This is a genomic window from Haliscomenobacter sp., from assembly GCF_965225875.1.
GTDB lineage: Bacteria > Bacteroidota > Bacteroidia > Chitinophagales > Saprospiraceae > Haliscomenobacter.
In genome coordinates this window covers 85,320-107,551 of record NZ_CBDDBS010000001.1, presented here as the reverse complement: position 1 = coordinate 107,551, position 22,232 = coordinate 85,320, and the positions used below count along the sequence as shown (strand labels likewise).

Sequence of the window (22,232 nt, the reverse complement as noted above, 5' to 3'; positions counted from 1 at the left end):
ATTAGCCTTTCAACCTATTGGCGAATCAGCACATCAATCTGAGCCTGGATGCTTGCGCCGGTAGTAATGTACTCCTGCGCCAAATACCCAGCCAGCACGACCTTTCCGGGTTTGGACTTTGATCCAAGGCTCGGTTACCGTTTGTTTGCCCAAATTGACCGTAGTGCTGGAGTCGCTCACTTCATTGAGGAAATAGACTTCTTCAAACAAAGGGAGGGTTTCGAGTATCTCTGCACTCGTGGTGGGACTTTTGCGCACCTTCAAATTTTCGAGACAAACGTACAAACGCGAGAGGGCAGGGGCTGCACTGACAGCAGGACTGGCTGCTGGACTGGTTTTGGGGGTATCCCTTTTGGCCGCCTCAATTTTTCGACCCAGGCTATCTTCCAAATCCCGTAGTCGTTCGCGTTCTGCTCGGTTGATGTACTTGCTTTGGGTGTCCGAACATTTGTTGATGGCCCAAAAAGCGAAGCCGACGAAAAAAACGCCGATGATCATGAGTTCCAAACTGGGCAGGATAGAACCTTTTTTTTCGCTCATAGTAAGTTAGTTTAGGAGTTGAGAAGTTGAGAAGTTGAGGCTGCCACGGCCCGGTCACCGAGCGGAGTCGAGGTGTAAGGGCTGCGGCAGCCTCAACTTCTCAACTTCTCAACCAATCAACTTCTCAGCTCACAAAGATATTTCTTTTTGCAATGGAGCATTTATTTTACCCAATTGCCCTGACAAAAATCCCCAAGGTAGGCCCAATAACGGCCCGTACCCTGGTCAGTTATTGCGGTAGCCCGGAGGAGGTTTTTCGCAGTAGTGCCAAGGCCTTGCTTAAAATTCCTGGCATTGGTGCCCAATTGGCCCAACAAATCAAATCAGCAGAACCCCAATTGGCCGCTGAAAAAGAACTAGTGCATTTGGGGCAGCACCAGATTCAAGCCCATTTCTACCTGGATGAGCAGTACCCCAGTCGCTTGAAACATTACCCGGATAGCCCACTGATACTGTATCATCGAGGTAACGCCAACTTGAATGCAAAACGTATTGTTGCAGTCGTTGGTACGCGTAAACCTACGGTGCAAGGCACCTCATTTTGTGAAGAAATGTTGGAACAACTTTTGCCCTACGATCCACTCATCATCAGTGGTCTGGCTTATGGCATCGACATCTGTGCACACCGAAAGGCACTGGAATTGAAGTTGCCCACCGTTGGCGTATTGGCGCATGGACTAGCGCATTTGTACCCACCCAGTCACCGTTCGGCAGTCCAAAAAATGCTGGATAATGGGGGCATACTCACCGAATACGGTTTTGAAACCAATGCAGAAAAAGAACATTTCCCCCTGCGCAACCGCATCATTGCCGGGATGTGTGATGCTTTGGTTGTGGTAGAAACAGCCCGATACGGTGGCTCCATCATCACCGCCAACTTTGCGAATGAGTACAACAAAGACGTGTTTGCAGTTCCGGGCCGGGTTAAAGATCCCTTTTCGGTAGGCTGTAACGCATTGATAAAAAACAACCAGGCGCACCTGATGGAAAGTGCCGAAGACCTGGTACGGCTGTTGCGTTGGGATTTGCCGCCCTATACTTATGGGGTTCAACAGCAGCTTTTTGTAGAAATGAGTGAGGAAGAAAAAAATATTGTAAATTTGTTGCGTCACGACGAAGAGAAGAACATTGACGAACTGACCTTTGTAGCGCAAAAGTCGAGCAGCGCGATGGCAGCCCTTTTGTTGGAATTGGAATTTAAAGGCGTCATTAAAGCATTGCCTGGCAAACGATACATTTTGGTCTAGTCACTTCGTTTTTTAGGAGAACTACCACTATAAGATTAGATGAAAAAACTCTTGATCATAGGATTGACCCTATTGTTGTGTGGGCCAGTCTGGAGCCAAAAAAAACCAAAAGTAGCCGCTGCCGCCGCACCGTTGCGCCAGGCTAAAAATGTCATTTTGTTGATAGGAGATGGAATGGGGCTTACCCATATCTCTGCGGGCATGTATTTCAACAACAATCAAAGCCAGTTTGAACGTTTTCCCGTGGCGGGTTTACACAAATCCTATTCGGCCAATGACCTGATTACGGATTCGGCGGCGGGAGCCACAGCATTTGCCAGCGGCATCAAAACCTACAACGGTGCGATTGGGGTGAACACGGACAGTATGCCCGTCAAAACCATGCTTGAACAAGCCAAAGAAAAGGGTTTGTCTACGGGAATGGTAGTCACCTCTACGCTTACCCACGCCACTCCGGCCTCCTTCATCGCACATGTGCGCAACCGGAAATTCGATGAAGAAATTGCCACTTTTTTCCTTAAAACCGAAGTAGATTTTTTGGCCGGGGGCGGGAAAAAATTCTTCGATCAACGGACTACCGATAGCCGTAATTTGGTCAAAGAGCTCCAGGCCAAGGGTTATCAAATCAATGATTTTAGCCAAAATGCCGAAAGCGCTAGCCCTCCCGATCCAAGTAAAAACTTCATTTATTTCAGCGCCGATGGTGACCCAGCCAAGGCATCAGAAGGCCGGACTTATCTGGCCCCTTACAGTGTCGCTGCAGCCAAACACCTCAAACAACGCTCCGAAAAAGGTTTTTTCCTGATGATTGAGGGCTCTCAAATCGATTGGGGTGGCCATGCCAACAACTCGGATTACATCGTGAGTGAGGTAGTGGATTTTGACCAAACCATTGGCAAAATTCTCGACTTTGCCGCCGCTGATGGCGAAACCCTGGTGATTGTAACCGCTGACCACGAAACGGGCGGTTATGCCATCAATCCAGGCTCGGAGTTGGGCAAAATCAGAGGGGCGTTTACGACCAATTTGCATACTGCGCAATTGGTGCCAGTGTTTGCGTTTGGTCCAGGAGCGGAGTTGTTTTCAGGGATTTATGAGAATACGGCGATATATGAGAAGATGAAGGCGGTATTGGGGTGGTGAAAAGCTGCTTGATTTGGTGGAATGTGCATTTAATAGAGTGAAAGCAATTGTTTATCACAAAATAATTGCATTTTTACAACAGCACATTCCCAAATCACCATGAACAAATTTTTAACACTATTCTTTTTTATCCTCATTGGTAATTACCTCATCGCCCAAGACTTCAATCTCAGCTTTGAACAAACGGATAGCATGGGTTTACCGAGTAATTGGTTTATTCAATCCTTTCCTAGATCCTATTTTTTAGCCAAAGATACCCACCAGGGCACTAAAGCAGTTCAAATAAATACATCATACTTTTATGTGCCGGGTAACCTGTATTTAGGAGACGTTTTTAAGCAACAAACATTGACACTTACAGATTTAGGAGAACAAGGTAGTTTTGGTTTGCCAATACAACATAGAGTAAAGAATTTAAAAGGTTGGTACAAGTATGGAAAAATAGATACCAATCAAGTAAATGTTGATTCTGGGCAGGTAATTATTTTGTTGCGTCGTTATCATCAAGCTGAACAAAAAACGATAATTGTTGGTCAGGGCTTGCTTAACTTAGGCAAAGCAGATGCTTACAGGGAATTTACTTTACCTGTTCATTATGTAAGCGATTTAATGCCCGATACGATCAGCATTTTTTTCTCTAGTGTATCGAATAGATATAAGTTAGTTCCACAAGGAGGAATAAAAAAATTGAATGTGTCATCCAGGCATTGTGCTGTTGAGTTTGGAAGTAATTGTCATTACCTCACCATCGACAACCTCTCCCTTCAATTCACCACCCCCACCAAGAATCCACGCGCAAACCTACAGCCGCTCCAAATCAGCCCCAATCCAACAGACAACAAAACAGTCATCACCTGGGAAGTCTTTGATCAGGCTAAAGTATTCAACTTGAACATCATCGATGCTTTAGGGCGGACTGTGCGAAGCATCCAAACCGCACAAAATCAAGCTGAAGTCAAAACAGAGGACTTACCCAAAGGGGTCTACCTCGTTTACCTGCGCCAAGGAGGACAATTGATTGGAGTAGAAAGATTGGTAGTGGCTAGGTAAATTTGAGGCAACAAAAGTCCCGCTCAGGTAAGGGAGCGAGCTAAACCGAATAGCGGCAGAGCCGCGCAACGTCATTAGCATTCAGGCAGCATGCAGCATTTAAGGTGCGTAGCACCGGAACAATGGGGTAATGGTTTCGGTGCTACGCACCTTAAAAATCCACCTTCGTTGCCTTACCTATCGACGTTGCGCGGCGCTGCCGCTGGTCGGTTCATTTGGGACAATTGCTTGAATGTAATTTTTGTCGCTTTGCTCGGATAAAATTTAGGCTAGGGCAGCCACCGAGGGCTGCCCCTACGATTACTTTTCCCCCACCCGGCTCTGTTCCTCCGAAGCTCCACTTCTTCTTCGGGCACCCTTGTTCAAGTATTGATTCCCAAAATTGTAGGTAAAACTCAGATTCGCAATCCGCGTTTCCCAGGAAGACACAATGTTGGCCTCAAAAGTAGCATGATCAATCCGGCCATGCCAATATCGGAACAACATATCATCGAGGGCTAGGTTGAGGTTGCCCTTGCCTTTCATGATTTTTTTCTGCACCCCAAAACTCACCCCATACAAGTGCTCGGCAATTTGAATGCCTTCGATCCCAGGGCCAGAGTACCAGCCATTCATTTCAAATTTCCAGTCTTTGGGCAAGGTGTAGGTGGCATTCAAAAAAGCCACGGTATTCCAGCGGCCCTGGTTGAATTGTTCGTCAAAAACTTCGGACTCATAGCGGTTGTAAAACACCATTACGCCCCCATAACCGGACAAGTTTTTCACAAACTCCAGGGGGAAGAACAAACTACCACCGTAGCGTTCAAAAGTAGCCAGGTTGTCGTCTATCCCAAAACCCACCCCGGTGGCATCGTCTTGCTGCGTTACCATCTGAATCACATCCTTGGTACGGGTATATTCCAGGTTGAAAAAAGGTTGTTTGTCGTAGGTCAAAGACATCTTGTACGAGTCGGTGATCTCGGGCCTTAGGAAAGGGTTGCCTTTTCGGTAGGTGTAAGGATCAAGGAACTGGACAAATGGATTCAAGGACCCATAGCCAGGGCGATTGATGCGATTGCTGTAGGCTGCCGACCAACCCAATTTGTCTCCCAGCGGCGCAGACAAACTCAAGCTGGGAAAAAAACGCGCAATCCGCCGTTGTTGAGTACTATCCAAAGTCACTGAATAACCCGTGGATTGAGAGTTCTCATAACGCAGACCGGCCTGACCTTCAATTTTACCCAAGGTGAAATTGGAGGACACATAAGCCGCGGCAATTTTTTCCGTAAAAACGAAGTGGTTGCTGAACGAGGGGTCATTTACCCAATTGTTGTCACTAAAAATGCTGGCTTGGAGGTCGTTATCTACGATTGCATGGCTATACTTTAGCCCCAATTCGATTTGGAATTTTTTGCTAAAAGGTTTGGTATAGTCCAGACGATAGGCCTCGATTTCGGTATTACCAGGTTGTTTTTGCTGACGATCAGCATAGTTGTCTTCGCCACTGATCACCTCCGTACGCAAGATGTTGCTGACGTTGCGACCGTAGCGGTTGATGCTAAAATCTGCATTGAGTTTTTGACCACTGGTGTCCAGTTTGAATTCGTAATAGGCATCCAGGTTGACAAAACCAGTTCGGCGATCGGTTTCATTGGAGGTCAGGATTTCAGCGCGGGCTTTTTGCAGGGGATCAGGTAAAATGGAGGTGGTACTTTCGTTCACCACCTCGTTGGTACTGCCCAAGGCATTTACCGATACACCTGCTGTTTGATTTTTACTGATGTAATAATCCACACCCGATTTGATGTTCAAAGAATAAGGCAAGCCGGGTTGAAAATTGCTTTGTTTGTACAACTCTGTGCCTACTACCCGCTCCAGATCCAATTGTTCGTACCAGGTGCGGTGGCTGAAGGCCAGGGAATTGGTGAAATTGAACTTTTCGTTGCGGAAGTTCATGGTACCCGAAGCGCGGTATTTCCAAAACTTACCTTTGCCCGCACCTAACGTAGCGGTACCATTGAGGCCCAGTTTCATGTTGCGTTTCAGGATGATGTTGAGTACAGCCCCGGTTCCTTGCGCATCAAAACGTGCACCTGGTTGGCTGATCACTTCAATGCGGTCGATGTTGGCCGAGGGCATGTCCTTCAACAGGCTTTGCATGTCCATGTATTGTGTAGGGCGACCGTCGATGAGGATGGTCAAGCCCGTTTGGCCTGCCAAACTGATGCGGTCATTGACCACAATCATGCCGGGCACTTTGCGCAGCACATCCAAAGCGCTACCACTGGCACCGGTGATGCTATTGGCTACATTGACGATGAGGGTTCCCGCTTTTTGTTCCAAAAAAGGTTTGCGGGCGGTAACCTCGGCAGTAGCCAGGGTTTGAGCCTGATTGTGCAGCGAAATGGTCGGAATATTGAGGTTTTCCTTAAAATCAGGGATACTTTGGAAGTGGTCTTCAAATCCCAACATAACTACGCGCAGCAGGTAAGATTTTCCGGTAGGAACTGCACTGAATTCAAAGCTACCATCATCTGCAGTAATGGCACCTTTTACCAAACTGGAGTCTTTGATTTCGAGCAGCAAGACGTTGGCATAAGGGATGGCCTGGCGATTTTCATCTTGAATTTTACCATTCAGGTTAGCTTGGGCCTGAAGCGATAGGCAAAACAATGCCATGCTTCCTAAGGTGATTAGAAGTTTCATAACAGTCAGGTGATGAAAAAAATGTGAATGAATAATTAGTAGATGTAGGGGGAAATAAATTACCCCTACGTTGAGAAAAAAATTATTGATTTTTTTTGTGGTACACTTGAAAAGATGGGACGTTCAATTGGTGCAAAACTATTTTTCTCCCAAGGCCTCGCTCAAACCTTCGCTCAAATATTTAAAGGTGAGTACGGTAAAAAAAATGGCCAAGCCAGGAAAAAGTGCCAGCCACCATTCAATTTGATGCTGCCCCCGCAGCTCCCCCAAAATGGAACCCCAGGTTACCCGGTCGGGCGCACCAATGCCCAGAATGGACAAGGTCGACTCGGTGACAATGGCAGTAGCCATGCTAAAGGAAAGCAGAACCAACAGTGGCCCCAGCGCATTGGGCAAAGCATGGCGAAACAACAAACGCAGGTGGGTAAAACCCAATGCCCGGCCCGCTTCCATATAGGTTTGTTGACGAACCTTCAAAAATTCTGCCCGTACAAAACGCGCTACTGAAGCACTACTCACAATGCCCACCACCACCATCATGTAGGTAGTGGTCGGCTGCTGCAAGGTGGCAATGAGCGCCAATACCAGAATAATGCTGGGAATGGCATCTACAACTTCGAGCAAACGCATCAGCAGGGTATCGAGCGGAACCACATAGCTCCCCAACTTTGGCAGGCCTAAATGCAATAGACGATCCAAAAGAAATACCAAAATCAGATATAAAACAAGATAGATCAATGGTTGAAAGCCACGTGTCCAAGCGGAAGCAGCCTCTGCAACACCAGGCAGATAGGCCAGATAAAAGAACAAAAAAGGCAAAAACAACAGAATGGCCCAAACCCTGGACTTGGGAACAATCAAGCCCTGGTCGCCAAAATACCCCGCAATACCACCCAAAAACAAACCCATCGAGATGGCAATTCCCACCATAATGGAACCCAACCAAAGCGCCATTCTGGTTCCATGCAACATCCCGGCTGCAACATCTCGGCCAGTTTTATCGGTGCCCATCCAGTGCCGGAAGCGCCAGGATTCGAGCCTTTGCCGTTCAAAAGGTCCCCGGGCATTGAGGTTTTTGTGGTCGATGGAACCGGGTGAGTAAGGAATTAGAGTAAATGCAATTCCCTCATTGGTTTTTTCCGCCCAATCTTCAGTAGGAAAAAGTACTTCAGGCCATTTGGCAAGACCCAGATCTACCCATATTCCCTGGAGCAGGGGTGAATAACTTTTTCCTTCCACTTTGATGTACCAGGGCCGTTCATTGGCAACAAAAGGACTACTCAGGGCAATGACGACAAAAACCACCAGGCTGCGCAAAGCCAACCTACCCGCGCTGCGCGCCCGAAAACGCTGCCATACATTCCTCCAATAACTGTTGATGCCCTGCCTTTTTTTCATGCCGATGTGGATAGATTGCTGCGATCAAAACGAACCCGGGGGTCGAGCCAGGCGTAAGCCAGGTCGACCAGTAATAAGCCTACTATACTCAATAAGGTGCCCAGCAACATGATGCCAAATACCACTGGCCAGTCTTGCGATCCCATTGCGAAAATCAACAAATTGCCCATGCCAGGGACGTTAAAAATGGATTCAACCAAAATTGAGCCAGCTACCATCTCGGGCAATAGGGAACCAAATGAGGTGATCAAGGGAAAAGCAGCGTTGGGAAAAGCGTGTTTCCAAATCACTTCTTTTTCGCTTACCCCTTTGGCTCGGGCAGTGCGCACAAAATCCTGATTGAGCGCCAGGATCATGGCACTGCGCATTTGCCGCGTCAGCACAGTCATGGCCGGATAAATCAAACATAGGATCGGAATGATTAATTGCCGGAAGCTGACGCTGATCCAGGTGCCCCAGGATGAGTTTTCATCCAGGTCCATCATGCCCGTTATTCTGATAAAATTCATGCCCCAATCGGGGTTGGAAAAAACCACCAAAAGCACCAGCGCAACCCAAAAGGAAGGCATGGCATATAAACCAAACAAAAGGGTATTGGCCCGTCGATCAAATTTCGACCCTTTGTGAATGGCCATTCTTACCCCAATGAAAATCGCCAACAAATAAGCAATAGGCACCGCAAAAATATTGATCAATAAAGTCCAACTCAAGGCGCGCCTAATCTTGGCACTTACGGGTTTGCCATCCTCATAGGACTGACCGAGATTCCCTTGCAAGTAACCCAAAAAAGTGTGGTGGAATTGATTGTCAAAACCTTGCCAAACCAGGGCTGGTCGATACAATTTGGCTTTTTGAGGATGAGCCATCAAATAATCAAAAGATTTTCGCAATTGCTGGTAGGCAGGATAAGTGGTCTGTTGAAGCATTGAATCCTGGGGAATCAACGCTGCCATTTTATCCAGGTGCAATTGAGCGACGCTCAGATCATTGCTGAATTGCAAGGTGTTGATCACCTGCCCCAGGTTGCTACGGGCCTCGGAATTCCATTGGACGGGCATCCGCTGAAGCACTTTTTTTAACTCACCTAAAGACTCGTAATACGCTTCAACCGCCGGCCAATTGCCGTTTTGCTTCAGCAGTTTGATCAATACTTCCCGACGATTCCGAAAAGGGATTTTGTGTAAGGTATCAGGATAGGCTGCGGGTTGGAAGGCACAATAAAAAACCGGTTTGTCCAGGCCCATTCGCGCAGAACGACTCCGGTACATCCGAAGTCGTTCTGCCTCACTCTGGGTAGATTGCTCAAACTCTTCCGCGTTGGCTTCTTCCACAGGATCACCAGGCACTAGTCGGCTGAGACCGAAAGTGAGTACCAGCGCTAATAGCAGCGTAGGGGCGAACAGCAGAAGACGTTTGAGAAAATAACGAAGCATTGATTCTATTTCAGTTTGAAATCAGCAGGAGCATAACCTGGAGTGCTTTCTATGGCTTCAGCCTCAAATCGTTTGTGAATGGCGATACATTCTTTGAGGGTAAACAAGAAAATTTCCGCTTGTTCCTCAAAAATCATTTCTTGCAAACGATGATACATCGCCCGGCGCTTTTTGGCGTCAAAAGTAACCGGAATCTGATCGATCAAGGCGTCGGTTTCAGCATTGCCAAAACCACTGCGGTTGTCCGAATCGGTCCGCCAGTTTTGTTCGGGAGACCAGATGGGGGCTAAACTTCTCCCGGCACTCAGCAACTCAAAGTTATGACTTGACCAATTTCCAATTAATTCTGGCCCAGGCAAGGCCTTTGGGATGATGTCAATTCCTACTTTTTTCCCATTGTCCTGAAACAACAGCGCCATTTGCTGCGCAGTTTCTCTACCTGAGGCATAAAAATAGGACAAACTCAGCTCGGTGACTTTACCATCGATTACTTTGTCGACAATGCCGTTTTTATTGCTGTCTTTCCAACCAGCTTCAGCCAATAAGGCTCTGGCTTTGTTGAGGTCAAAAGGAATTGGCTTCAGGTTTTTATTGTAATCTGGGGAGTTGAGCGGCACTGGGCTACAAACTCTTTCTCCAAAACCCAAATACAGCTCATTAATCAGCTCATCTACATCCAATATGTGTGCAATGGCTTTGCGTACCCGCTTATCTGCCAGTTTAGGATTGCGCATGTTGGTCGCAATACAAAAATAAGTCATTGTGGTGGGACTGAGGAAATTGTAGCGTTCACTGACTGCTTCGTTTCTTTGCAAATCCAAAAAGTCCTCAGGCGTAAGCCGGTTGGTGGCGTCAATTTCTTCGTTTTTAAGTGCAGCTGTTGTAGCAGCAGGATCAACGATGAGTTTGAAAGTGATTTCATCGGGATATGCTGTAAGTAGGGGATGGGTTTTGACGATTTTGTCGCCCCACCAGTCTTTTTTCTTCTTGAGGACAATTTTTTCACCGGGAGTCCAGGATTCGATGCGGTATGGGCCACAACCAACCAGGTATTTGGGGTCATTGGAATAAGGTTGAGAGCTGAACAATTCGGCAAATTCAACTACTTTAGGGTTGCTTGATAAAGCCTCAGCTTTTGCAGGATTGCTTAATTCGTTAAAAGGTATGTCTTTCATCAAACCTTTGGGGTCCAGGATGTGCTCGGGAATGACCGAAAAGGAGTTGGTCGCGTATTCCAGTGAATAGATGGTTTTGGGGCTCATCACCACAGTAAAACGTTTCGGATTTTTTGGGTCGATTTGTACATCCTTGATTTCTTCCACAAAAGGTCCGATTACGGCTTCCACTTTGGGGTTAAGGATGGTTTTGAGGGTAAACAAATAATCCTTGCCAGTTACAGGTTTGCCATCATCCCACACGGCTTCATCCAGGATTTCAAAAGTATAACTCACCGCGTTATTCGGTAAATCTTTGATGATGGGCTGGGCTTTGACCAGATAAGGCACCAGCTCAAGGGAATCATTGTAGGTCATCAGATTCAAGTGGGCCAGATCGGATGGGATGCGCCCATAATTGGTTTGGGTCAAAATGGTATTCAAACGATCGGCATCACTTTCCATGCGTACAACTACAGCGTTTCCGGTACGCTTGTAGTCTACAGTTTTGACACAAAAAGACGCTGTGCAAAGCACGACGACCAGGCTAAAAAGAACGGTTTTGGAGATGTTCATGTAACGCATTACTTTGGATTAAAGGTTTCAAAATTTTACTACACCAATGAACGACTGATTAAATCTGGTGTTACAAATAAGCTTCATTAACTTTGTGAGCTTATTTGCTCAAAATTAAACATTATGCAACGGAAAAAAAATTATCCCGAGTTTAGCTGTTGTATTTTGTGGATAAAAAATAAACAGGATGCGTAGTGTATTAATTGCTGGAGGTACAGGTTTAATTGGCACCCAATTGAGCAAATTGCTGAGCGAGCAGGGTTTTGAGGTGAGGCAACTCAGCCGGAATCCCCGCGTAGATGCGCTTTATCCAACCTATGCCTGGGACGTAGACAAAGGCACGATCGATGCCAAAGCCCTCGAAAATATCGACTACATCATCAACCTCGCTGGAGCAGGCGTAGCCGACAAACCCTGGACGCAAGTGCGCAAACGCCTCATCATCGATAGTCGGGTAAAAAGCAACCAATTGCTCAAACGCCAAATCCTGGCGATGCCTGAAAAACCCAAAGCCTTTATTTCGAGCGCAGCGGTGGGGTATTACGGCGACAACCCTTCCGAACAATGGGTCAATGAAGATGCTGCACCCGGCAAAGGTTTTTTGCCCGAAAGTTGTATTGCCTGGGAAGCCTCCATTCGCAGCTTGGGCGAAACGGGTTTGCGGGTAGTTGGGTTACGAGTTGGCATTGTGCTTTCTACCAAGGGTGGTGCCTTGCCCAAACTGCTCGAACCCATGAAATTGGGCGCGGCTCCTTATTTTGGCACCGGCCAAACCTGGTACCCCTGGATCCATATCGACGACCTTTGCCGGATGTTTATGTTTGCGCTCCAAGATGAAGACATGCAGGGCTTTTTCAATGGGGTAGCCCCCAATCCGGTACGCAACCGGGAATTGATCAAAACGGCGTCAAAAATATTTGCTCCCAGGGCCATCAATATCCCTGCCCCTACCTTCGGGCTACGCTTGGTGTTGGGTGAATTGGCGGATGCCATCCTCACCGGGGTAAGGGCCTCATCCGCTAAAATTCAGAAGGAAGGATTTGATTTTGAATACCCACAGTTGGAAGGGGCTTTGCGTGAATTAAAGGGCGCTAAGGCCAAATGACCAGTTTCCCATTTTCCTTAAGCTGATACCGTTTGCCTGCTTTCACTTTTTTGAACTGCTGCTTGGCACCACTGGGCCATTCCACGACCAATTCATCCACTTGTTTGGCACTGGCTAACCCGAAATGTGCCGTGAGGCTGTTTTGCCCGGCATAACCAGTTTGAGCTGAAATTTCGCGCAGTTGCCAGACTGACTTGCCATTGATGGTACTTTTTACCCGCAGTTTTGCCCCGATGGCCGCACGATTGGATTTGGTTCCCGATAAACGAATTTCCACCCAGGTATTTTTATTCCCCTGATTCATAAACAGCAGGTTATTGGGCTCAGGGTCGCTTTGGCCGTTTTTGCAGGTAGAGATCACCAAATCCTGAAACCCATCATTGTTCAGGTCGCTCCAGGCGGTGCCAAAAGAACAGGGGGTACTAAAATTGGGTAGGCTTTTCAGGTCGCGTTCAAAGGTCCCATCCCCTTGGTTGCGGTACAAAAAGTTCACAATTTCTCCAGCGCAATACCCATTGCTGACAAACAAATCCAGGTCACCATCATTGTCGTAATCGGCAAAGGCGCTGCCGAAGCTACAACCCCCATCAGTTTGGATGGGCCCAGTAGGCGCCAAAGTAAAACCACCTTTGCCATTGTTGAGAAAAAGCTGGTTGTTCTGAGGCTTCATGAACCCAGCATTGCCCACGAACAAGTCCAGAAACCCATCGTTGTTCATGTCGCCCCAACTGGCGGTAACAGAGCTAAAAGTATCGCGTACCACTGGGTCATTGGCGATTTTTTCAAAATGCCCCTTGCCCTGGTTTTTGAAAAGACTATTGTAATTCGCTTCTTCATTGGCCACAAAAAGATCCAAATCCCCATCGTTGTCGTAGTCTGCCCAATTGGCGGAGCGGCTGGGCAGGGCTTCGCTGAGCCAATCGAGTTGGATGCGTTCGAAGGTATTGTTGCCGGTATTGCGGTAGAGCAGGTTCCGTTTGTCCCCGGCGCTGTTGGTGATGTAGATGTCAACGAGTCCATCATTGTCGTAGTCCCCAAAGGCGGCAGTTTCGGAATAGGTGCCCATTTGACCGGTAATGCCCTGGCCCTGGTGCGTGAAATTTCCTTTGCCATCATTGGTGTAAAAAAGGTTGGGGCGGCGGTACCAGGTGGTGACGTAGGCGTCGAGGTCGCCGTCGTTATCGGTATCGGCAAAGGTGGCACCATCGGAAGGACTCATGTCGAGGGTGATGGAGTCGGAGGTGATGGCTTTAAAATTGCCCTTGCCGAGGTTGAGGTAAAGGTCATTGTTCTGCCCACCTTTTAAGCCTTTGGAGATGAACACATCATCCAGCCCATCACCATTGACGTCTACAAGGTTGATGCTGCGGCTATCGCCGGGTTTGGTTACCAGCGGGCCAGTTTTTACTTGAATAAATTGTTGGGCTGGCAAAAAAGGCAGTAGGCTGAGCCAGCACAAGAAGGTAAGCGTTGGTTTCATCAATCAGGTTTTGAGTGTTTTAACAAGGAGGGCGAAACAAAAACAAAGATGCTTGGCTGACTTGCTTTTTCAGGAAAAAAAATACACTTGGTAAGCCGATGTACAGAAATATGGGCTATTTTCCTCAATTTTAGGATCAAATCAGACCATTGCATCAACATTATGGAAAAACTGCTGAAAATCAGACTGCTGCTCTTTTGTTTGCTCTATCTCAACTTGAGCTACGGTCAAAACAAACCCAACCCCATCCGCCTGGATTCGGCCTTAACTGCCTTGCATCAACTCCAGTTGTTCAATGGCGCGGTGCTCGTGGCACAGGAAGGTCAGGTGCTGTATAAAAAAGCTTTTGGGCAAAATGACGCAAGTGGCAAAACCCTTTTGAGTACCCAATCCTCCTTTAACCTCGCCTCAGTATCCAAGCAATTTGTGGCCATGAGTGCCATGCTGCTCAAGGAAGAAAATAAACTACAGTATGATGATCCGGTGCAAAAATACCTGCCGAGCTTCCCTTATCCCAACATCAACGTCCGACAGCTTTTGACCCATACTTCCGGCCTGCCCGAGTATTTTGACCTGGCTCAACGCCAGCTCACCCTGCTGGATACCCTGACCAATGAAGACCTTTTACAATTGTTGGCGCGACACAAACCCGCCCTGGAGTTTGAGCCCGGTAGCAAATGGTCTTATTGCAACACAGGCTATGTGCTCCTGGCTTCGGTGATAGAAAAGGCCTCAGGAAAACCCTTCGCCCAGTTTTTTGCTGAACGGATTGCTCGCCCATTGGGCCTTAGCCACACTTTTGTCTACCACTTCAAAGGCCCTGCTGCTCCCGCTCAACGCGTAATGGGCATGCGCCGGGAAGGCGGAAAATGGCTTCCGGATGACCTCATCAGCATCGATGGGGTAGTGGGCGATGGCAATGTTTACAGCTCAGCGGAAGATTTGCTGCGCTGGGAACAAGCCTTGTACACGGAAAAATTGGTGAAAAAAAGCACCCTGGATGAAGCGTTTACTCCCGTCAAATTGAACGATGGCAGCACTTACCCCTATGGCTTCGGCTGGGGTATTGGCAAAGAAGGCCGGGAGTTGAGCCATACGGGCAGTTGGGTCGGGTTTCGCACTTTGATCGTTAGGAATTTGGAGCAAAAAACGACCTTGATTGCCCTGGACAATTCCGGTCAGGGTTTTGTACACCAAATCCTCCGGGCCTGGTCAGAAGGCAAAACTTTTGCTTTTCCCAGTTCGATGCTCATTCGCAATGTGCAAATTGTGGATGGCACAGGGAGCGCCGCCCGTTTTGGAGCGGTGCGCGTACTCAACAACCGCATTCAGGATATTGGTGCATTGAGTCCTCTAACTGGCGAAAAGGTTATCGATGGCCTGGGGAAAGTCCTGGCTCCTGGTTTTATCGATACCCACAGCCACCATGCCGGAGCAATGGCCGATAAACCGGACATGCTGGCTGTGGTCAGTCAAGGCATCACCACCATAGTTTCTGGTCAGGATGGCGAATCAGAACCTATGGACAGTTTGGCTTTCTGGCTCCAACGCCGGCCGATCGCCGTGAACCTGGCTTCTTATGCCGGGCACAGTACCCTGCGTTTGCGGGCTATGGGCCTGAGCAGTTTTCGGCGGCCAGCTACTACAGCGGAAGTGGAAAAAATGAAGGAATTATTGGCCGCAGAGTTAAAAGCAGGCGCCCTGGGTTTGTGCTCTGGCCTGGAATACGAGGAAGGTTTTTATTCCAATCGCGATGAGGTGATCACTTTGGCCAAAGTGGCAGCAGCAGCTGGGGGGCGCTACATGAGCCATATCCGCAGTGAAGACATTCATTTGGACGATGCCCTCGATGAAATCATTCAGATTGGGCGGGAGGCCAAGTTGCCAGTACAGATTTCCCATTTTAAAATTGCCCTCAAAAGCAAGTGGGGGCAAGCCCCTCAATTGCTGGCTCGCCTGCAAGCTGCACGGGCTGAAGGCATCGACATCACAGCGGATGTTTACCCTTATGAGCATTGGCAATCGACCTTGCGGGTTTTGTTTCCCAAAAAAGACTTCGATAACCTGGCTAGCGCCGAATTTGCAGTCACTCAATTGATCGACCCTACCCGCAGCATTGTCTCCCGTTTTGGCGCACAACCAGCCTATGCGGGCAAAACCCTGAGCGCCATTGCCCAAATGCGCGGCGAAGCAGTAGCCAAAACCTTGATGTACCTGGTCGCTGAGGCGGAACGTACCGATCAAACTGAATCCATCATCGGTGCCTCAATGGCCGATCAGGATGTGATCAACTTATTGCGCTGGCCGCATACCAATGTGTGTTCGGATGGAACTCACCGCAGCCATCCACGGGGGCATGGTGCGTTTACGCGGGTGTTGGCGCGTTATGTGCGGGAGAAAAAAGCCCTGGGCCTGGAGGAAGCCATCCACAAAATGACGGGTCTTTCGGCGGAGCATCTCGGGTTGCAGGGACGAGGGTTGATTGCTCCGGGTTATTTTGCCGATCTGGTATTGTTTGACCCCAAAACGGTGCAGGACAATGCTACTTTTCAAAATCCCACTGCTTTATCGACAGGTATTGAACGGGTATGGGTGAATGGGAAGTTGGTTTTTACTGGTGGAAAAAGTACCAAAGCATTCCCCGGGCAGTTGTTAAGGAAATAGATTTAATTCGATCCGAAAACCCCGAAGGGGTGAAATGATTATAGAAAAGAGAAAGGAAAGAACGATTTTTTTTAGAGAAACCCCGAAGGGGTGGCATTATTTTCAGCATTACATAATGCCACCCCTTCGGGGTTTCTCTCTTTGAAAACATTTCGCGCAATGCATTTTCTATAATCATATCACCCCTTCGGGGTTTTCTGCGAAAGCTAGTTTCCCGTTGATTCCAACTCCTGTACCGCCAGCCAGGCCATCAATCCAGCCCCCACTTTCAAAGCCTCCTCATCAATGTCAAAAGTATCCGAATGCACCGGAGAGGTGATGCCCCGCTCCACATTGCCCGTTCCCAATCGATAAAAACAAGCTGGCATTTCCTGTGAGTAGTAGGAAAAATCTTCGGCGGTGAGGCGTACCGGAAGATCGACCACATTTTCTACGCCCAAATAATCCTCGGCAGATTCACGCATGCGCAAAGTCAGCGCTTCATCATTGAGCAAACAGGGATAACCCACATCGATGAAAAAATCAATTTTTCCACCCATCCCTTCAATAAGGTGTTCGGCCATGTATTTCATGCGGCGGTGGGCTTCCTTGCGCCAGGTTTCGTTCATGGTGCGGAAGGTACCTTCAATTTTCACTTCTTTAGGGATGATGTTGGTGGCCCCACCCGTAGAGTTGAATTTTCCAAAAGTCAACACAGTCGGCATGGTTGGGTCGTTGTTGCGGCTGACGATTTGTTGTAGGGCCGTGATCATGTGGGCTGCCAGCAGAATGGGGTCAATGCAGTCTTGAGGCATGGCTCCGTGCCCCCCTTTCCCCGTGATGGTGATGTACAACTCGTCACAAGAACCCATGTAACGACCTGGGCGAAACCCCACTTTTCCGGCCGCCAAGGGGGGATGCACGTGTTGGCCAACAATCGCAGTGGGACTGGGATTTTGCAAAACTCCTTCCTTGATCATCAACGAAGCTCCGCCGGGCAGGCGTTCTTCGGCGGGTTGAAAGATGAGCTTTACGGTTCCTTCCCAATCCTGACGGGTTTCCTGCAAAATTTTTGCAGCACCGAGGAGGGAAGCGGTGTGGACATCGTGGCCACAGGCGTGCATCACTCCCGGATTTTGGGATTTATATGGCACCTCATTGGCTTCAATGATGGGTAAGGCGTCCATGTCGGCGCGCAAAGCCACAGTATTTTTGCCAGGATTTTTGCCTTCAATTAAAGCCACTACTCCCGTGCCTGCCACACCTACTTGATGCTGGATGCCCCATTCTTGCAATTGGGCAGCTACGTATTTTCCGGTTTCGTGTTCTTCAAAAGAAAGCTCGGGATTTTGGTGGATGTGTCGCCGCAAGGCCACAGTTTCAGGGTGATAAGCCTGGGCGAGTTGTTGAATTTTGTCCTTCAGTGTCATGGTGTCTACTCTTTTCCGCCGCAAAGATACGGTCTGAGGAACGGAAACGAAATAAAGTTACAATCTGACTGTCTCTTTTTTGATTTTACTGCGTTGCTCGTCAGTTGCGTAGGCCTGCTATGCGCCTTCCTCGCGCCTTGCCAAATCAAAAAATAGCCGAGTCAACTTTGTCCTTTATTTCGTTTTTTTCCTAAAAGAACAAAGGCACCACCAATTTACCAAAGATCGTCATCAGTACAATGGACAACAGGTTCAACCATACCCCCGCCCGCATCATCGTAGTGACGGTCAAATGCCCACTGGAAAATACAATGGCATTGGGTGGGGTCGACATGGGCAACATAAATCCACTACTTGCTGCCAATGTTACAGGGATACACATCACCACCGGGTCGATGTTCATGGCCTGAGCTACGGCACCAATGACGGGGATAAAAACCACGACCAGTGCAACGTTGGACAACAATTCGGTCAAAAACACCGTCACCGTCACCAATAAGAATAAAAACAACCAAGAACCTCCGTTGCCTCCGGCAAATTGTTGACCGATCAAATCAATTAATCCAGTAGAGGATAAGGCCGCGGCCAAACTCAGTCCCCCGCCAAAGAGCAACAGAATACCCCAGGGCAACTTTTCGGTATGTTTCCAATCCAGGGCAAAAGTGTAGTTTTTCCAACTGATGGGCACTGCAAACAACATCAGTGCGGCACAAATGCCCACAACAGATTCTTCGATGATCAAGCCTGGAATCGCCTTTTCGATGGGCAATTTAAAAATCCAGCCTGCGGCAGCCAGCGTGAAAACCAGAGTGGTTCTTTTTTCGCCCGCACTCATCGGGCCAAGTTTGGCCAGTTCAGCGTCTAGTCGTTCTTTGGCTCCCTCAATTTTACCCAAACCATTGGGGTAAATCCAGCGCACAATGATCCAATAGCCGCCCAACAAGAGCAAAATAGCATAGGGTACACCCACCGCCATCCATTGCCCAAAGGGGATTTGTTTGTCAAATAGCTCCTTCATCTGTGCTGCAAAAACCACGTTCGGCGGGGTGCCAATCAAGGTCCCAACGCCCCCAATACTGGAAGCATAGGATACGCCCAGCATCATCGAAATCGCAAAATTGCGCATCCCGGGCAAGGGATTGCCTTTTTCATCTTTTTGATTCACCAATTCAATGACTGACAGCGCCATCGGCAACATCATGATGGTGGTCGCGGTATTGCTGATCCACATGCTGATCAGGGCAGTGGCCAGGAAAAAACCGAGGATGATGCCGTTTGCATTCGAGCCGGTCATCCGCAGGATGTTCAGGGCGATGCGGCGGTGCAGGTTCCAGCGTTCCATCGCCAGGGCAATGGTGAAGCCACCCATGAAGAGATAAATGATGGGGTCTGAATAGGGGGCCATGGCGTCTTTGACCTTCGCCAAGCCCAAAAGGGGTTGGATCACCATGGGTAAAAGGGCCGTTACGGGTAGCGGTAATGCTTCGGTGATGAACCAGCTGAGCATCCAGGCGGCCATGGCAATGGCTTTCCAGGCAGCGGGCTCCAAGCCTTCCGGTGGAGGAATAATCAGAAGTATGGTGAATAAAGCGGGGCCAAGTATAATTCCAATCTGTTTAATGTTCATGATGTCTTAGGTGTTTGTCGCGAAGTTAAAAACGAAAGCGACATTTTTTTAGCACAAAGGACACAAAGGGTTGCACAAAGGACACAAAGAACCGTCAACGTCTAACTTTGTGTTCTCTGTGCAACCCTTTGTGTTCTTTGTGCTAAAAAAATGTCGCTTTGGGTCCTACTATTTATGGCCGTTTAGCATTCATGGGTTTGTCGCGGTTCATTTGCAAAATATCCGTGCTATCCTCGAAATCTCCCAGCAAGTGCTTGCAGAAATAATCCGCCCGCAACCAGAAAAAGTACTCATTCATATCCGCATAACCATGCCGTTGGCCAGGAAACACAAAGAAGTCAAAACGTTTGTTGGCTTTGATCAAAGCATTGGCCATACGAATGGTCAGGGCGGGATGCACGTTATTGTCGATGTCGCCCGTACAAATCAGTAGTTTACCCTTCAGGTTTTTGGCCAGTTCGGTGTTTTTGTCGATGTCGTATTCAAAAGTGATGTTGCCTTTGGCGTCCTTCACTTCTTTCACACCATCGTGTTTTTCGCTCCACCATCGGTTGTAGATGTTGTTCTCGTGGTTGCCGGAAGAAGAAACGGCCACCTTGAAAAAATCGGGATACACCAACATCGCGGCAGTTGACATAAAGCCGCCCCCGGAGTGGCCAAAGATGCCCACTTTGTCGAGGTCGATGTACTTGTGGCGGTCGGCCAGTTGCTCGGCGGCTACTTTTTTGTCTTCCAGACCGTAGTCTCGCAGGTTGCCGTAGCCATAGTTGTGGTACCATTTGGAACGGCTGGGGTGCCCACCCCTGTTGCCAATGGTGATCACAATGAAACCCAATTGCGCCTGCCGATCGGTGCGATCCATGCCTGCGGAAAAGGCCTTGTTTACTGCCTCGGTTTGTGGCCCCGGATACACGTATTCGAGGATGGGATATTTGAGGGTGGAGTCAAAATCAAAGGGTTTGTACATTACCCCATACAGGTCGGTGATGCCGTCAGCAGCCTTGACCACGAAGGGTTCCGGGAATTTGTAGCCTGCGGCAAAAAGTTGCGACAAATCGGCAGTTTCCAAATCCATGAGCTTGGTGCCCAAATTGTCGAGCAATTCCGATTTCGGCGTGGTATTGACGCGGGAATAATTGTTGACAAAAAAGGTGTTCGCGTCGTTGTTGGAAGTGGTGTGGTTGAAATCCCCCTTGCTCAACAATTTTAGGCCAGTTCCGTCAAAATTGACGCGGTACAGGTGGGTCAAATAAGGGTCTTCGCCCGGTTCCCGACCGTTGGCCAGGAAATACAAAACCCGGTTTTTGCTGTCAATGCCTTCAATACTTTCGCAGTGGTAAGGCCCGGAGGTGATCTGATTTTTCAGCTTGCCCGTTTTGTCGTGCAGGTAAAAATGCGCCCAGCCGTCGCGTTCCGACCAGTGGATGTATTCTTCGCCGTTGTTGACGAGCCCGAGGGGACGGGTTTCGACATAAGTGTTCAGGCGTTCTTCAATCAGGTTTTTGGACACACCCGTTTTGGTATCGGCCACGCAGATATCAATACGTTTGAGGTCGCGGCTGGTGCGGCTGAAGTACAATTGATCCGAGTTGGGAGCGAGCCACAGGTTGGGTTGGTGGTCGTCATCGCGGTTTTTGGCCAGGCGGGGGGCGCGCATGAGGTTCAAATCCTGGTCTTTCATGGTCGTATCAGCGGCTACCTTGACCATGGACTTGGAAGGAAAATCTACAATCCAGATTTCCTGTTGCGGGGCCTCCTTTTCACCGGGCATGTGGTATTTGTAGGTCTCCAGAGTTGGCCGTGGCTCGGCGATTGAATTGATCACCCAGAGGTCTTTGACCTTGCGGTTGTCGTTGCGCACGAGCGCGAACTTTTTAGAATCGGGAGAAAACAGGACACTGGCCCCCTGGCGTTTGCCCTTGTTTTTTTCTTTTTCCAGATCGGTTTGGCCAAACACACCGCTGTGGTAGCCGTAGTGTTCCTGGCCATCGGTGGTCAGCTGGGTTTCAACGATGGTAGAGTCCTTCTCCTTTTTCACCGCCTTCAGGAAATTGGCCTTGTCCATCCAGTAGAGGTTGTAGTTTTTGGAAAAAACCACATAAGAGGAATCGGGAGCGATACTGGCCCAGGTGGGTTTGTCCTTGGGCTTTTTGTAGTCTTCGAGGAGTTTGAGTACTCCGGTGTTGAGGTCGTATTCAAAGTAGAAGGTGCGCTTTACTTTTTTGGGCGGCGCGTCCGACTTCTTCTGTTTCATGTCGTCCTCTTCCTCATCCTTCTTTTCGTCTTCTTCTGCCAACTTACTCTTGACTTCAAAACGAATCGCGGTTTCCTTGTTGATGAACTTGAGGTTGACGATGTCGAGGTGTTGGGCATCGAAGGGATCACCCGTAAGGCGCGACATATCGGCGGCCATTTTGACATTGTCGAACAGCAGTTTTTTGAGCTTCTTGGCGGGATCCACCAGGTAGTAACTGCGGCCTTGACTGGTTTCGTACTGGTACCAGAATCGTTCGGATTCTTTGAGCCAGTGCGGGCTTACACTGGTAGAAAAGACCATTTTTTCCACCTTAGGCTGGGAAAAACGGGCGGCAAGTTCATAATTGGCTTTGGGCTTGTTTTGGGCCATGCCCAAAGTGATGCAACCCAAAATAAACAGGGCAATAACGAGTTTTTTCATGCTAGTCCAAAATTTTGCTTCCGAAGATAGGCAAATGCTGGAAA

General features: G+C 48.5%; 14 protein-coding genes. 5 read left to right on the top strand and 9 right to left on the bottom strand.

What is annotated here, in order from left to right; all coding sequences use genetic code 11:
• Window positions 1–33: 33 nt before the first annotated feature.
• Complete coding sequence (locus tag ACO08K_RS00375) at window positions 34–540, bottom strand: SH3 domain-containing protein (RefSeq protein WP_421794396.1); 507 nt, start codon at window positions 538–540, stop codon at window positions 34–36.
• Between the two features lie 152 nt (window positions 541–692).
• Here ACO08K_RS00375 and dprA point away from each other — a divergent pair, with 152 nt between their 5' ends.
• From dprA to ACO08K_RS00360, 3 genes are all read left to right on the top strand, one after another.
• Window positions 693–1,787, top strand: a complete 1,095-nt coding sequence (gene dprA, locus ACO08K_RS00370) for a DNA-processing protein DprA (RefSeq protein WP_421794395.1) — start codon at window positions 693–695, stop codon at window positions 1,785–1,787.
• A gap of 39 nt (window positions 1,788–1,826) precedes the next feature.
• Window positions 1,827–2,930 (top strand): alkaline phosphatase, encoded by a 1,104-nt coding sequence (locus ACO08K_RS00365; RefSeq protein ID WP_421794394.1) that lies wholly within the window; start codon window positions 1,827–1,829, stop codon window positions 2,928–2,930.
• A gap of 99 nt (window positions 2,931–3,029) precedes the next feature.
• Complete coding sequence (locus tag ACO08K_RS00360; protein WP_421794393.1) at window positions 3,030–3,980, top strand: T9SS type A sorting domain-containing protein; 951 nt, start codon at window positions 3,030–3,032, stop codon at window positions 3,978–3,980.
• 300 nt (window positions 3,981–4,280) lie between these two features.
• On the opposite strand, the gene ACO08K_RS00355 is transcribed toward ACO08K_RS00360, so the two are convergent.
• The 4 genes from ACO08K_RS00355 to ACO08K_RS00340 all read right to left on the bottom strand — a co-directional run bounded on the left by ACO08K_RS00355 (window position 4,281) and on the right by ACO08K_RS00340 (window position 11,226).
• Window positions 4,281–6,665, bottom strand: coding sequence for an outer membrane beta-barrel protein (locus ACO08K_RS00355; protein WP_421794392.1), 2,385 nt, complete (start codon window positions 6,663–6,665; stop codon window positions 4,281–4,283).
• Between the two features lie 138 nt (window positions 6,666–6,803).
• Window positions 6,804–8,063, bottom strand: a complete 1,260-nt coding sequence (locus ACO08K_RS00350) for an ABC transporter permease (RefSeq protein ID WP_421794391.1) — start codon at window positions 8,061–8,063, stop codon at window positions 6,804–6,806.
• Window positions 8,060–9,496 (bottom strand): ABC transporter permease, encoded by a 1,437-nt coding sequence (locus tag ACO08K_RS00345; RefSeq protein ID WP_421794390.1) that lies wholly within the window; start codon window positions 9,494–9,496, stop codon window positions 8,060–8,062. Before ACO08K_RS00345 ends, ACO08K_RS00350 begins: the two co-directional genes overlap by 4 nt.
• Window positions 9,497–9,501: 5 nt before the next feature.
• Window positions 9,502–11,226 (bottom strand): ABC transporter substrate-binding protein, encoded by a 1,725-nt coding sequence (locus ACO08K_RS00340; RefSeq protein ID WP_421794389.1) that lies wholly within the window; start codon window positions 11,224–11,226, stop codon window positions 9,502–9,504.
• Window positions 11,227–11,413: 187 nt separating this feature from the next.
• Here ACO08K_RS00340 and ACO08K_RS00335 point away from each other — a divergent pair, with 187 nt between their 5' ends.
• Window positions 11,414–12,331 (top strand): TIGR01777 family oxidoreductase, encoded by a 918-nt coding sequence (locus ACO08K_RS00335; protein ID WP_421794388.1) that lies wholly within the window; start codon window positions 11,414–11,416, stop codon window positions 12,329–12,331.
• On the opposite strand, the gene ACO08K_RS00330 is transcribed toward ACO08K_RS00335, so the two are convergent.
• Window positions 12,318–13,811 (bottom strand): CRTAC1 family protein, encoded by a 1,494-nt coding sequence (locus ACO08K_RS00330; protein ID WP_421794387.1) that lies wholly within the window; start codon window positions 13,809–13,811, stop codon window positions 12,318–12,320. The genes ACO08K_RS00335 and ACO08K_RS00330 overlap by 14 nt on opposite strands.
• Before the next feature lie 162 nt (window positions 13,812–13,973).
• Here ACO08K_RS00330 and ACO08K_RS00325 point away from each other — a divergent pair, with 162 nt between their 5' ends.
• A complete protein-coding gene (locus ACO08K_RS00325) occupies window positions 13,974–16,475 on the top strand; it encodes a serine hydrolase (protein ID WP_421794386.1) in 2,502 nt (833 codons plus the stop codon).
• 206 nt (window positions 16,476–16,681) lie between these two features.
• On the opposite strand, the gene ACO08K_RS00320 is transcribed toward ACO08K_RS00325, so the two are convergent.
• The 3 genes from ACO08K_RS00320 to ACO08K_RS00310 all read right to left on the bottom strand — a co-directional run bounded on the left by ACO08K_RS00320 (window position 16,682) and on the right by ACO08K_RS00310 (window position 22,188).
• Window positions 16,682–17,884 (bottom strand): M20 metallopeptidase family protein, encoded by a 1,203-nt coding sequence (locus tag ACO08K_RS00320; RefSeq protein ID WP_421794385.1) that lies wholly within the window; start codon window positions 17,882–17,884, stop codon window positions 16,682–16,684.
• 190 nt (window positions 17,885–18,074) lie between these two features.
• Window positions 18,075–19,511, bottom strand: coding sequence for an SLC13 family permease (locus ACO08K_RS00315; RefSeq protein ID WP_421794384.1), 1,437 nt, complete (start codon window positions 19,509–19,511; stop codon window positions 18,075–18,077).
• A gap of 172 nt (window positions 19,512–19,683) precedes the next feature.
• The gene (locus ACO08K_RS00310; RefSeq protein ID WP_421794383.1) at window positions 19,684–22,188 is read right to left on the bottom strand and encodes a DPP IV N-terminal domain-containing protein; all 2,505 of its coding nucleotides are present in this window, start codon (window positions 22,186–22,188) and stop codon (window positions 19,684–19,686) included.
• Window positions 22,189–22,232 lie beyond the last annotated feature (44 nt).